This window comes from Halomonas sp. H33-56, assembly GCF_040147035.1.
Taxonomy (GTDB): Bacteria; Pseudomonadota; Gammaproteobacteria; order Pseudomonadales; family Halomonadaceae; genus Halomonas; species Halomonas litopenaei.
The window spans coordinates 1,166,610-1,179,314 of the sequence record NZ_JAMSHP010000001.1; the positions used below are offsets into that span (position 1 = coordinate 1,166,610).

General features: G+C 63.7%; 9 protein-coding genes. 6 read left to right on the forward strand and 3 right to left on the reverse strand.

Annotated elements, in window-relative coordinates; translation table 11 throughout:
• The first annotated feature begins 162 nt into the window (after positions 1 to 162).
• Positions 163 to 1,440: a serine--tRNA ligase gene (gene serS, locus NFH98_RS05255; protein ID WP_349622314.1), complete on the forward strand. Its 1,278-nt coding sequence runs from the start codon at positions 163 to 165 to the stop codon at positions 1,438 to 1,440.
• Positions 1,441 to 1,654: 214 nt separating this feature from the next.
• Here the strand turns inward: serS and NFH98_RS05260 are convergent, their stop codons facing one another.
• Entirely contained in the window at positions 1,655 to 2,527 is an 873-nt protein-coding gene (locus NFH98_RS05260) for an SIMPL domain-containing protein (protein WP_231498481.1), read from the reverse strand.
• A 321-nt stretch (positions 2,528 to 2,848) separates the two neighbouring features.
• Between NFH98_RS05260 and NFH98_RS05265 the strand changes: the two genes are divergently transcribed.
• Positions 2,849 to 3,982, forward strand: a complete 1,134-nt coding sequence (locus NFH98_RS05265; RefSeq protein WP_349622315.1) for an AI-2E family transporter — start codon at positions 2,849 to 2,851, stop codon at positions 3,980 to 3,982.
• A gap of 178 nt (positions 3,983 to 4,160) precedes the next feature.
• Here the strand turns inward: NFH98_RS05265 and NFH98_RS05270 are convergent, their stop codons facing one another.
• Positions 4,161 to 6,095 carry an alkaline phosphatase D family protein gene (locus tag NFH98_RS05270; protein WP_349622316.1) on the reverse strand — a complete coding sequence of 645 codons (1,935 nt, stop codon included), beginning with the start codon at positions 6,093 to 6,095 and terminating at the stop codon, positions 4,161 to 4,163.
• 259 nt (positions 6,096 to 6,354) lie between these two features.
• Between NFH98_RS05270 and NFH98_RS05275 the strand changes: the two genes are divergently transcribed.
• Complete coding sequence (locus NFH98_RS05275; RefSeq protein ID WP_349622317.1) at positions 6,355 to 7,350, forward strand: cation diffusion facilitator family transporter; 996 nt, start codon at positions 6,355 to 6,357, stop codon at positions 7,348 to 7,350.
• Between the two features lie 101 nt (positions 7,351 to 7,451).
• On the opposite strand, the gene NFH98_RS05280 is transcribed toward NFH98_RS05275, so the two are convergent.
• The gene (locus NFH98_RS05280) at positions 7,452 to 9,101 is read right to left on the reverse strand and encodes an FMN-binding glutamate synthase family protein (RefSeq protein WP_045994372.1); all 1,650 of its coding nucleotides are present in this window, start codon (positions 9,099 to 9,101) and stop codon (positions 7,452 to 7,454) included.
• A 401-nt stretch (positions 9,102 to 9,502) separates the two neighbouring features.
• Between NFH98_RS05280 and NFH98_RS05285 the strand changes: the two genes are divergently transcribed.
• From NFH98_RS05285 to NFH98_RS05295, 3 genes are all read left to right on the forward strand, one after another.
• Complete coding sequence (locus tag NFH98_RS05285; protein WP_045994373.1) at positions 9,503 to 9,709, forward strand: cold-shock protein; 207 nt, start codon at positions 9,503 to 9,505, stop codon at positions 9,707 to 9,709.
• Between the two features lie 282 nt (positions 9,710 to 9,991).
• Positions 9,992 to 11,761: an SLC13 family permease gene (locus NFH98_RS05290; protein WP_045994374.1), complete on the forward strand. Its 1,770-nt coding sequence runs from the start codon at positions 9,992 to 9,994 to the stop codon at positions 11,759 to 11,761.
• A 114-nt stretch (positions 11,762 to 11,875) separates the two neighbouring features.
• Positions 11,876 to 12,538, forward strand: a complete 663-nt coding sequence (locus tag NFH98_RS05295; RefSeq protein WP_108131499.1) for an alpha/beta hydrolase — start codon at positions 11,876 to 11,878, stop codon at positions 12,536 to 12,538.
• Positions 12,539 to 12,705: the final 167 nt, after the last annotated feature.

Consider the following 12,705-nt stretch of genomic DNA (forward strand, 5'->3'; position numbering starts at 1 on the left):
GCGCGGAGGGTGGTCCCAGGGCACACCAGCGGGGCGCTTTTCGGCAGTCCTCACGGTGGGGCCCGAGAGCAGCGTCCGACGCTGGCGATGGTGACGCACGGCCCCAGGTGACGCCTTCCGCATCCGACATGTTCTTTTCACTCAGGCGACGGACCAGACTCCATGCTCGATCCGAAACTGCTGCGCGGCGACCTCGATACGCTCGCCCAACGACTGGCCACCCGCGGTTACTCTCTCGACAGCGAGGCGCTTGGCTCGCTGGAATCCCGCCGTCGCGAGCTGCAGACCGAGACCGAGCGTTTGCAGAACGAGCGCAACACTCGCTCCAAGGCGATCGGCAAGGCCAAGGCCGCCGGCGAGGACATCCAGCCGCTGCTCGACGAGGTCAGTGACCTGGGCGAGCGCCTGGACGCTGCCAAGGTGGCGCTGGCCGAGGTGCAGGGCCAGTGGGAAGACATCGCTGCGGGGATCCCCAATCTGCCTCACGCCAGCGTGCCCGAAGGCGCAAGCGAAGACGACAACGTCGAGGTGTCGCGCTGGGGCAACCCCGGCGAGTACGCCTTCGAGGTCAAGGATCACGTCGACCTGGGAGCCAAGAAGGGCGATCTGGACTTCGAAGTTGCCGCCAAGCTGACCGGCGCTCGCTTCGCCGTGATGCGCGGGCCGATCGCTCGCCTGCACCGCGCCCTGACCCAGTTCATGCTCGACAAGCAGACCCTGGAGCACGGCTACGAAGAGTGCTACGTGCCCTACATGGTCAACCGGGACTCGCTCTACGGCACCGGCCAGTTGCCCAAGTTCGGCGAGGACCTGTTCAAGCTCGACGACGAGCGCGAGTTCCACCTGATCCCGACTGCCGAGGTGCCGCTGACCAACCTGCTGCGCGGCGAGATCGTCGACGTTGGCGCCTTGCCGTTGAAGCTGACCGCCCATACTCCCTGCTTTCGCAGCGAGGCGGGCTCCCACGGTCGCGATACCCGCGGGATGATCCGCCAGCACCAGTTCGACAAGGTCGAGATGGTGCAGCTGGTCGATCCGGCCAAGAGCTACGAGGCGCTGGAGGAAATGCGCGGCCACGCCGAGGCGATCCTTCAGGCGCTCGAGCTGCCTTACCGGGTGGTGACCCTGTGCACCGGTGACATGGGCTTCTCCGCCGCCAAGACCTACGATCTCGAGGTCTGGCTGCCGAGCCAGGACACCTACCGCGAGATCTCCTCGGTGTCCAACTGCGAGGACTTCCAGGCACGCCGCCTGCAGGCGCGCTTCCGCGCCAAGGGTGAAAAGAAGCCGCAGCTTCTGCACACCCTCAACGGCTCCGGCCTGGCGGTGGGCCGCTGCCTGATCGCGGTGATGGAAAACCACCAGAACGAGGATGGCTCCATCACCGTTCCCGAGGTGCTGCGTCCCTATATGGGCGGGGTCGAGTGCATCAACGTCTGATCCGTCCTTGAGAGGGGCGGGCGCGCTTGCCCTTGCTTAAGCACAAGCAAAAGCAAAAGCCCCGGTGGTCGCGACCCCCGGGGCTTTTGCGTCACGGGCTTTTTACGTCACGGGCTTAGGCGATATGGCACCGGACCCCGGCCGCTTTCCGTTGGGCGGGTGCGACTCGTTGGCCACCGATGCCATGGCCGTCGGGCTGACGTCGCCGCTATCGTCATTGCGGCGCAGCCGGGACCTGCTGGCGATCCTGATCGATATCCGCGGTTGCCTCGGCCAGCCCCCAGCGGACCTGGACACCGGCGTCGATGGTGATGCTGCCGGGGCTGTAGTCGGCGTTGCCGCCGCTTTCGGCCATGTCGGCGCGCATCGCCATCATGCGTGGCTGAAACACCGGGGCGTTGGTCTCGCTGACATGGATCACCTCACCGAGCTCCACTCCCAGGGCGTCCGCCATCAGTTCGGCCTTGGCCCTGGCGCGCTCGAGCGCCTGGGTCAGTGCGCGGTCGCTGGCCGCGTCGCGGTCGGCAAGATCGTAGCTGACGCCGTCCAGTGCATTGACGCCGGCTTCGGTCAGGGCGTCGAGCAGGGTCGGAAGGCTATCGAGATCGCTGATCGCCAGGGTCACCGGACGCTCCAGGCGAGTACGTACCATGGGGATGGGGTTGTCGTTGCCCTGGCGTGTTTGATGCAGCATCTCCTGCTGTACCCGCAGCGATCCGGCGTTGATCGCCTCGCGGGAAAGACCCGCGTCTTCCAGCGCCGAGATCAGCTCGGCGGCACGATCCTCCAGGCGTTGGCGGGCCTCAGCCAGGGCCTGGCCGTGGTCACCACTGTCCTTTTCCTGGGCGATGGCCGGTGTCAGCTCCCACAGTCGGGCGTTCAAGGTCGCCTCGTCCGGAGCGACCTTGAGCTCGGACTGGGCCTGGATATCCAGATAGCGTGGCGTGGGTGACTCGGCGGCCAGGGAGGGCGTGGCGGCCAGAGAAGCCAGCGCCAGGCCGAGCCCCACTGTCGCCAGCCGGTTGAGGTGGCGCAGGCGAAGGCTCGGCATCGCCCGTGACCGGGCGGAGGGAGTGGCGAGTGACATCGGATTCTCCTTGTAACGTGGGGGATGAACGACAGGGCGAACAACAGGGGGCGCGTCGCAGACAAGTCTGACAGGGTCCAGCACCGGCCAGGGCCTACTGACTGGGACGGTGTCCCTGGCGAGACGTTCCCGGATCTCAAGCGTCTCCACGATCCTTGCATGGTTGAGCCTGGGCCGGCCAATGTCGCCGGAGTGATACACGGAACATTGGCAATGTTGCGCCATGTGCCATGATTCTTTGTGCTGAAACGATTGGCGGGGCATGATGGCGCCGATAACGCCGTCGAGCCGACGGCTGGTTAACGAGAGGAGCTACCGTCCATGGAAGATGAAGTCGAGGCGCAGGAGCGCAGGCTCCCCTTGAACCTGACGCTGGCCCTGGCTGCACTGGTGGTCATCGTCGCCGGCATGCGCGCGGGGGCAGACCTGCTGGTGCCGGTGCTGCTGTCGCTGTTCATCGCGGTGGTGTGTACCGCCCCGGTGCAGTGGCTGCACGAGCGGGGGCTGGGCTTGAAACTATCGGTATGGGTCACGCTGGTGGTGATCGGCGGCATGCTGATCCTGCTGGCGCTGTTGCTGGCCAATAGTGTCGGTACCTTTGCCGAGGCCTTGCCCGGGATCGAGGAAAAGCTATACGAATACTACCTGCGCCTGCTCGATGGACTGGCCAGCATGGGGCTTGCCATCGACACCCAGCGGCTGGCCGGGTTTCTCGACACCCAGAAGCTTGGCGAATGGCTTCCGGCACTGCTCAGCCAGCTCGGCAATCTGATGATGCAGAGTGTCGTGGTGGCGCTGCTGGTGATGTTCATGTTGTTCGAGACCCTGAACTTCCGCGACAAGATATCCCGGGCGCTGGCCAACCCCGCCCCGAGCCTCGAGCGCTTCAACGAGTTCAGCCACACCCTCAAGCGTTACCTGGCGGTCAAGACCGTGATCAGCCTGGTCACCGGGGCCCTGGTGTGGGTGGCCTGTCTGCTGGTGGGGGTCGACTTCCCGCTGCTGTGGGCGGTGCTGGCCTTTGCGCTCAACTATATCCCCAACATCGGTTCGGCCATCGCCGCGGTGCCGGCGGTGCTGCTGGTGCTGGTGTCTCCGGACGGGGGCATGGGCGATGCTCTGCTGCTGAGCCTTGCCTATCTGTCGATCAACTTCGTCATGGGCAATCTGGTCGAACCGCGGGTCATGGGGCGGGCGCTGGGGTTGTCCACCTTCGTCGCCTTTCTGTCGCTGGTGGTATGGGGCTGGATCTTCGGGGTCACCGGCATGTTGCTGTCGGTGGTGCTGACGATGACGTTGAAGATCGCCCTCGACAGCCACCCCCAGACCCGCTGGATGGCCCACCTGCTGGGACCGGCCAAGGGTGGCCCGGTGGAGGACGCCAGCCGGCCACTGGCCGAGCGTGCTCGTATGAGCAAGCTGAAACGCAAGGTCGAATCGGTCCAGCGCAAGTAAACCGACCGGGCGCATGAGCCAGCGATATGGACCACCTGAACGAAAGGTCGAATCGGTCCAGCGCAAGTAAACCGACCGGGCGCAGAAGCCAGCGCTAGTAAGCTGGGCAAACCCAACAAAAGGTTGAGCCAACCCGGCCAGGGTCGGCTGCTGTAGCGCAAGCGAGCCAAGGACGGGGTTATGGCGCCTTCTCGGGCGGAGGGAATACCACCTCCATGCCGCGGGCGTCGAGCTGACGGATGTCCTCGGGGCTACCGTCCTCGGCCAGGGTGACCAGACCGATGCCGGGCCCGTTCCACAGGCGTTCTCCGGCCTTGGCGCGGTCCGGGTCCCTGGGCTCCACTGCCATGGGCCGGCGCTGGGTAAACCAGTTGAGCGGCGAGCGTGGCGAGTAAAGCCAGCGATTGAGCCGGTCGAAGGTATCCAGCAGGGTGTCGGGAAAGCAGTTCTTGAGGCCGCTGGAGGTGATCTGCCAGATCATCGGGCCCTGGTGCCGGTGACGGATACGCACGTCGTAGACGAAGGAGTAGTGCACGTCGCCAGACAGGATGACGTAGTGCCCCGGGGTCCGCGAGTGGCGGAAGATGTTGAGCATCACGCTGGCGGCGCCACGATGGGCCATCCAGTTCTCGGCATCCACCAGCAGCGGTTTGCCCGCCAGGGTGAACAATTTCTGGATGGTCTCGATCAGCTTGACCCCGAACATCGGCGCCGGAGAGACGATGACCGCCGACGGCGCGTCGATCAACTCCTGCTGAAATTCCGATAACGCCTCCCAGTCCATCAGGCCGGATGGCCGTTCGGGCTTGCGCCCGTTGCGCCAGCGTCGGGTGCGGGTATCCAGCACCACCAGACGTGGACTGCCCTCCACCTGAAATTCCCAGCCCTCGAAGCGAAAGAGGCGCTCGAGACAGGCATCCTGCTGATCCTTGTCGAGCCAGCCTTGGTTATCGTTGGCGTCGCTCAACAGCGCCTGGGCTTCGTCCAGCGGTGCCTTCAACCGCTCGGGGGCGTTGCCCCAGCCCTGACACAGCAGATAGGCCAGCAGGGCATTGCCGATGATGCGCTTGGAGAAGGGGTGGCCGTAAGCCGTGCTTTCCCACTGCGCGGTAAGGTTCCAGTCGTCGGTGACGTCGTGGTCATCGAAGATCATCAGGCTCGGCAACTGGGCCATGACGCGGGCGGCGGCAGGCAGGGTAGCGACGAAGTCGTCGATGATCCGGGCCTGGTCGTCGTAGGTCTCTCGTCGCTCTTCTTCAAGTGCAGGAGGCTGGCACTCGATGAGGCGCCACGGCGTCGGCGACCAGACCAGCAGGTACATGGCCACCATCTCGGCGAAGGTCATCAGGTGATTGGCGGCGCTGGCCGACGTGAACACCGGCTTGCGAACGCCCCCGAAGAAGCGATCCTTGAGGGCAGCCGAGCTCTTGACGTCGGGCAGCAATTCTTCGCGTCGATAGTAGCTGAAGGGGCTTGCGTAGAGCGATTGGCTGTCGTCGATGGTTGAGCCCTCGAGGGTCTCGTCGAACAGCCCCAGGCGCTCGATCAGCGCGTGTATCGCCACCAGCAAGGGGCCGGCGACGTCATCGGCGTAGATCTGGTCGCCGGTCATCAACAGCCAGGCCGGCCACTGTTCGGGACAGTCGAGACGCTGGGCGAGCCAGCTGTCCAGATGGGCCAGGCCGTCCGGGCCATCGTAGTGAGGACGACGGCAGGAGCCATGCAGCAGGCGTCGGTGGCTCGATGCCAGCACGAATGCCGGCGTCTCGTGCCCTTCATGGCACAGATGGGGCGCCAGCTCGCCGAGTGAGGTTTCGCGCTCGTCCGTCACCTTGAGGTCGTAGTCGATCCGGGTGTCCTGGGGCAGAGGCTCATCCAGCGGCGCATCGATCAGGTAGAGCAGGGCATGGCGGCCCAGTGGCACCAGCCGGTAATCGTCCTCACCAAGCGGCTGTCGGCGCGGTGACTCGCCGCTGGGTGACAGCTCGAGGGTCAAGCTGAGCGGACGGCTCGCCACCAGCCAGATGCGCAGACGTTCGGGACTCAAGCGTCGCAGGATGGGGCCGGCGAGGATAGCGGGAAGGTCGTCGGGAGACGTTCCGGTGTCGGTCATGGCGGTCCTGTGTCGGTTCGCTGTCGGTAAGCCCCTTTACGGGGGGAGACCTCGCGCATGGCGAATACATCAAGAGTATCAACGGTAAGCGGCAAGGAGGCCAGAGCGCCGGCGTATGCCTTGCAGACTGTTCCCGAGGTGGCCGTTGCGCTGACTGGTCTGGTAGCGCTGGTCTTGACCTGGCTGCGCGAGTGGTCCGGGTCAGCACCTGGCAAATGCTAGCATCAAGGATGAGGAACGCGTCTTCCGGGAGACTCCCATGGCTCATGAACATCGAACGACCGAAAGCGCCACAGCGGGCGGCCCTGCTCACCAGCACGCTGAGCGTGACAAGCATCGGCACGATCCCCACGGCCATGACGCGCACCGCCATGGCCATGGCATCGGCCATGTACACACCGACAGCCAGCGTCGGCTGGCCTGGGGCATCCTGCTGACAGCGTCCTTCATGGTGGCCGAGGTGATCGGAGGTGTTGTCTCCGGATCGCTGGCGCTGCTGGCCGACGCCGGCCATATGCTCACCGACAGCGCTGCCCTGGTGCTGGCCTGGTTTGCCGCCCGCCTCAGCAAGCGACCTGCCGACGACGCCCGCAGTTTTGGCTATGACCGGGTGCAGATCCTCGCCGCCTTCGTCAACGGCTTGACCCTGATCGCCATCGTCGTCTGGATCTCGATCGAAGCGGTCCGCCGCCTGCTGAGTCCGGTCGAGGTGCTGGGGCCTGTCATGCTGACGGTGGCGGTGGCGGGACTGCTGGTCAACATCGTGGTCTTCGTGATTCTTCACGGCGGCGATCGCGACAATCTGAATATTCGCGGTGCTGCACTGCACGTGCTGGGCGATCTGCTCGGTTCCGTTGCGGCGATCGTTGCCTCGCTGGTGATCATGGCGACCGGATGGACGCCGATCGACCCGCTGCTGTCGGTGCTGGTGGCGCTGCTGATCCTCAGGAATGCCTGGACACTGACGCGCCAGAGTGGGCACATCCTGCTGGAAGGCGTTCCGGAATCCCTGGACATCGATGCCATGAAGCGGGCCGTCGTCGAGGCGGTACCGGCGGTATGCGACGTTCATCATGTTCACGCCTGGTCGCTGACACCCGGACGGCATCTGGTGTCGATGCACGTCGGGGTGCGCTCGGGAGAAGACCACCAGACAACTCTGGTGGCAGTGCGGGAGGTGCTGACCCAAGGGTTCGATATCGAGCATGTCACGATGCAACTGGAAGAGGTGGGGGACTGCGTCGACCATCGCTGAGCAACACCACTGCGTGGGGTCAGGCAGGGGCAAGGTAAGCCGAAAGGGAAGAGCGGGTGGCCGCCCCCCCTGGAGGCAGGGAGGGCGAGGATGGCCGGCGACTAGAGAAGCTTGGTCTGTCGCAGACTGTGCAGGGCGCAGGGGGCATCGAAGCTGTTCGCATCCGCCAGATCCCAGAACTCACGATACAGCGGATGGTTCTTGGCGCCGCCCTCCAGCAACTCCTTGGGTGCCAGGCTGTCGATCAGGCTGATGTAGGGCAGCGCCTTGCCATTGGAGAGGCGCCTGATGATGTGTTCGGGGCCAAGTTCGCTGGGATGATGCAGCCCCGCCGCCTCCAGCATCTCGCACAGGGCGAACTTGGTATTGGCGTGGAAGTTCTTCACCCGCACCGACTTGTCCTCGACGTCCAGGCGGTTGCCGCGGGCCTTGTCCTGGGTGGCGACCCCGCTGGGGCACTGGTCGTTGTGGCAGCTCTGGGCCTGGATGCAGCCCAGCGAGAACATGAAACCACGGGCCATGTTGACCCAGTCGGCGCCCAGCGCCAGCGTGCGGGCGATGTCGAAGGCGCTGATGATCTTGCCGCTGGCGCCGATGCGAATCTCGTCGCGCAGTCCGGCGCCGACCAGGGTGTTGTGGACCAGGATCAGGGCGTCATTGAGCGGCATGCCGAGGCGGTTGATGAATTCCAGCGGTGCGGCGCCGGTGCCGCCCTGGCCACCGTCGACCACGATATAGTCGGGGCGGTCGCCGCATTCCAGCATGGCCTTGACCATGGCGAACCATTCCCAGGGATGGCCCAGGGCCAGCTTGATGCCCACCGGCTTGTCGCCGGACAGGGTGCGCAGCTCCTGGATGAAGTGGATCATCTCGCAGGGGGTGGAGAAGGCGGAGTGCTTGGACGGCGAAAGTACGTCCTGGCCTTCGGGCACGCCGCGGGTCGAGGCTATCTCGGCGGTCACCTTGGCCCCCGGCAGGATGCCGCCATGGCCAGGCTTGGCGCCCTGGGACAGCTTGATCTCGATCATCTTCACTTCGTCACGACGGGCATTCTCCTTGAACTTGTCGCGATCGAATCCACCGTCGTCGCGACGACAGCCGAAGTAGCCGGAACCGATCTGCCACACCAGGTCGCCGCCGCGCAGGTGGTAGGGCGATATCGCCCCTTCCCCGGTGGTGTGGTAGAAGCCCCCGAGCTTGGCACCTTCGTTGAGGGCGCTGATGGCATTGGGCGACAGGGCACCGAAGCTCATGGCGGAAATATTGAGCACGCTGGCCTTGTAGGGCTTGGCGCGATGCTCGCCGACGACCACGCGGAAGTCATGATCGGTGATCTCCACCGGTGACAGCGATGGCCCCATCCACTCGTAGCCGGGGGCGTTCATGTCCCGGAGCGAGCCGAAGGGCTTCTTGTCGATGGTGCTCTTGGCCCGTCGATAGACCAGCGAGCGCTGCTCGCGGGAGAAGGGCGACTCGAAGGTGTCCGCCTCGATGAAGTACTGGCGGAACTCGGGCCCGATGGATTCCAGGAAGTAGCGAATATGCGCCAGGATCGGGTAGTTGCGACTGACCGTGCGGCGACGCTGGACGATGTCATAGGTGCCCAGCGCGGTCAGCGCGCCAAACGCCAGCACCCCCGTCAGCCACCATAGTGACGCCAGTAGCCCGAGCAGGCTGACGATCAGGCCGGCGACGGCGATGTAGTAGGCGCCGAAGCGGGTCGAGGCGTGGCGTGAAAGGTACGAGGCCATGTCGTTCTCCCTGAGTCACGGTTTTCTTGTGTTCTTTACTCATGCAAGCACATTACCTGTCACCGGCATAGAGCACGCGGCACCGGGTGACGACCAGGCACAGTGGAGCAAAAGGCGGAGGCATGGCTCGGGAGAGAGGCCGCGCTAAAGGCGGCAGCCGGCAAGTCGTGAGGTGCTGCTGCAGGTGACTGCAAAGCGTCATCGTCTCGTAACCAAGTGCAAATAGTGTTTGACCTGAGCGCCAAGACGGCGCATGCTGCTCGCAGTTGGTTAGCAAGTTGAACGTCTCAGAGGTCATCGAAGCATCCTGGCGACGATGTTCCGGGGGAAGGTTTCTTGTTTTACCCACTGCAACTCGGGTATCTCCCGGTAATGTATATACGCTAGTCGAGGATTCGATCATGGCAACTGGTACCGTCAAGTGGTTCAACGACACTAAGGGCTACGGCTTCATCTCTCCGGACGACAACGGTGACGACCTGTTCGCTCACTTCTCCGAGATTCAAGCCGACGGCTTCAAGTCCCTGCAGGATGGCCAGAAGGTCTCCTTCGAGGTGACTCAGGGCAAGAAAGGCCTCCAGGCTTCCAACATCAAGGTCATCGACTAAGTCGATCGCTTGATGGCCGCTCAGGCGGCATGATGCATCGCACTTGATGCATGGAAAAGGCTCGCTACGGCGGGCCTTTTTGCGTTTCTGATGTGTCGTTCTGCGCCCCGGGTGGGTGCCGGTGAAGGACACCCGTAAACGAGGTGAATCTCTCGCAAAGGCGCTGAGGTATAGGGTGAAGGGCCTATATGCCTGAAAGATATAAAAAAATAATACATTGTAACTATTTAGAATAAGGTGAGGGAGGCACAATAGGCTGATTCTCTTCAGCAAGGCCACCTCATGTCGCTGGATGCCTGGATCGCCCTTTCCGTTGCCTGTGCCGTCTTCCCGTTGATGGCGCTGACCCGCCTCGGCCCCGACATGGTGCTGATGGGGGCTCTTGTGGTGCTTCTGAGCCTTGGGGTCATCGACGCCGAGCAGGCGTTGGGCGGCTTTTCCAACAGTGGCCTGTTCACGGTCGCCTTCCTCTACATCCTGGTCGCCAGCCTGCGTGATACCGGTGGTATCGATCTGATCATTCGTCACGTGCTGGGACGCCCCTCCGGCGAACGTCACGCCTTGTCACGCCTGGTGTGGCCAGTCACCGCCGTCAGCGGGCTGCTCAACAACACGCCGGTGGTGGCCACCTTCATCCCTGCGGTGATCAGCTGGGGGCGTCGCTTCTCGATTGCCCCGCAGTTGTTGCTGATGCCGCTGAGCTTCGCTTCGATCCTCGGGGGCACCGTCACCCTGATGGGTACCAGTACCAATCTGGTGGTGCATTCGCTGATGCAGGAGCGCTTCCCGGATCTCCACCTGGGGCTGTTCGAAATCGCCTGGGTGGGCGTGCCCATGGCGCTGGTCGGGGTCGTCTACCTGCTGGTAGTAACGCCTCGTCTGCTGTCCAGGCGCCCCGGCAGTGAGGAGGCCTTCGCCAACCTGCGCGAGTTCACCATCGAGATGGAAGTGGATCCGCAGGGGCCGCTGGTCGACCGTACCGTCGAAGAGGCCGGGCTGCGGCATCTTTCCGGGCTCTTCCTGGTGGAAATCGAACGCGGTGGCAATGTGGTCAGCGTGGTGGGGCCGGGTGAACGTCTCAAGGGCGGGGATCACCTGGTCTTTGCCGGCACCACTGAGGGGGCAGTGGAATTGCAGCAGATGCGCGGTCTGAGGCCATCTCGTCTGGGGGAGTCGCATCTTGAGAAGGAGTTTCGCGAGCGCCGCCTGGTGGAAGCGGTAGTCTCCGACCAGTGCCAGTTCATCGGGCAGAAGATTCGCGATGGCCATTTTCGCACGCTCTATGGCGCCGCTGTGCTGGCGGTTTGTCGTGGCGGGCGCAGGGTGGCGGGTAGCCTCGGGCAGATTCGTCTGCAACCCTCCGATGTGCTGTTGCTCGAGGCGCGCCCGGCCTTTATTGAACGTCATCGACAGTCTCAGGACTTCCTGTTGATCAGCCAGGTCAATGGTCAGGCCAGGCCCGCCTTCGACCGAGCGCTGCGCGCCTGGGCGATCCTGGCGACGGTAGTGGTGCTGGCCTCCACCGGGCTGATGAGCATGATGAACGCCGCCATGCTGGGCGCCACGGCAGCCCTGTTGAGCGGCTGTGTCAGCGTCCGCAGTGCCCGTCGCGGCATGGACACCCAGGTGTTACTGACCATCGCTGCATCCTTTGGCCTGGGCGCCGCACTGCAGACGTCCGGGGCAGCAGATGTGGTGGCCCGTGGGCTGCTGAGTGTCGTCGGCGACAGTCCCTGGGCGCTGCTGGTGGGCACCTACTGTGTGGTGGCGCTGCTGACCTCGCTGGTGACCAACAATGCCGCAGCGGTCATTACCTTCCCCATCGCCATGGCAGGGGCCGAGAGTCTCGGCGTCAATCCTTTGCCCTACGTGGTCGTGGTGATGTTTGCCGCATCGGCCAGTTTTCTCACCCCGATTGGCTATCAGACCAATCTGATGGTCATGGGCCCCGGTGGCTACCGGGTTCAGGATTACCTCAAGCTCGGCGGCCCCCTGAATCTGCTGACTGCGGTCGTGGTGCTGGTGCTGACCCCCTTTTTCTGGCCCTTCTAAAAAGCCCTGTGTGCTTCTCGGTAGCCGGGTGACTTCACCTGTTTGGCTCGTCCCCTCTGGCGCATTGCGGTAGGCTAGGAGGTTGTGCTTTGCAACATAGACTGAGATCTGCCCATGAGCGACAACGACCAGCTGGTCATCGAGCCCCGAGGCGAAGCGGACGCCTGCATGATCATTCTTCACGGCCTGGGAGCGGATGGGCGTGACTTCGAGCCGGTGGTGCCCATGCTGCCAAGGCCCGGTTACGCTCAGATCCGATTTATCCTGCCCCATGCACCGCGCCTGCCGGTCACCATCAATGGTGGCATGGTCATGCCCGCCTGGTACGACATTCTCGAGATGAGCCTGGACCGTCGGGTGGACGAGATGCAGCTGCGGCTGTCGGCCGAGCGGATCAAGGGCGTCATACAGTCCCAGATCGATGCCGGCATCGACAGCCGACGTATCCTGCTGGCCGGGTTTTCCCAGGGTGGGGCCGTTGCCTACGAGGCCGCCTTCAGCTTTGACAAGCCGTTAGGCGGTCTGCTGGCGATGTCCACCTACTTTGCCACCGCGAACTCGATCGAGCTGAACGAGGCCAATCGCGACCTGAGGGTGGAAATCCATCACGGCAGCATGGATCCGGTGGTACCCGAATCCCTGGGCCGAGCCGCCTTCGCTCGTCTGGAGGAGCTTGGCTATCACACCGTCTATCGTCAGTATCCCATGGCTCACGCGGTCTGCCCGCAGCAGATCGGGGATATCGGCGAGTGGATGAGTGAGCTGCTGGGACAGTGAGTCCTGAGGCTGCTTTGCTCAGCCTGCGAACATGAGACTTTTCATCCTGCGAAGGAAGTCTGGTTCTTCTAAGCTTTTTTCGTACAAAAAATTAAGAAAAAGCTTACGGGATGCAGGGTGATGTCTGTATGGAGGTTTTTCCGTCGCGACAAGACAAAGGCTGAGAG

What these genes read in the sequence shown, in the direction of transcription:
- serS (WP_349622314.1), top strand. Translation starts at nt 163, where the DNA reads ATGCTCGATCCGAAACTGCTGCGCGGCGACCTCGATACGCTCGCCCAA.
- NFH98_RS05260 (WP_231498481.1), bottom strand. Translation starts at nt 2,527, where the DNA reads ATGTCACTCGCCACTCCCTCCGCCCGGTCACGGGCGATGCCGAGCCTT.
- NFH98_RS05265 (WP_349622315.1), top strand. Translation starts at nt 2,849, where the DNA reads ATGGAAGATGAAGTCGAGGCGCAGGAGCGCAGGCTCCCCTTGAACCTG.
- NFH98_RS05270 (WP_349622316.1), bottom strand. Translation starts at nt 6,095, where the DNA reads ATGACCGACACCGGAACGTCTCCCGACGACCTTCCCGCTATCCTCGCC.
- NFH98_RS05275 (WP_349622317.1), top strand. Translation starts at nt 6,355, where the DNA reads ATGGCTCATGAACATCGAACGACCGAAAGCGCCACAGCGGGCGGCCCT.
- NFH98_RS05280 (WP_045994372.1), bottom strand. Translation starts at nt 9,101, where the DNA reads ATGGCCTCGTACCTTTCACGCCACGCCTCGACCCGCTTCGGCGCCTAC.
- NFH98_RS05285 (WP_045994373.1), top strand. Translation starts at nt 9,503, where the DNA reads ATGGCAACTGGTACCGTCAAGTGGTTCAACGACACTAAGGGCTACGGC.
- NFH98_RS05290 (WP_045994374.1), top strand. Translation starts at nt 9,992, where the DNA reads ATGTCGCTGGATGCCTGGATCGCCCTTTCCGTTGCCTGTGCCGTCTTC.
- NFH98_RS05295 (WP_108131499.1), top strand. Translation starts at nt 11,876, where the DNA reads ATGAGCGACAACGACCAGCTGGTCATCGAGCCCCGAGGCGAAGCGGAC.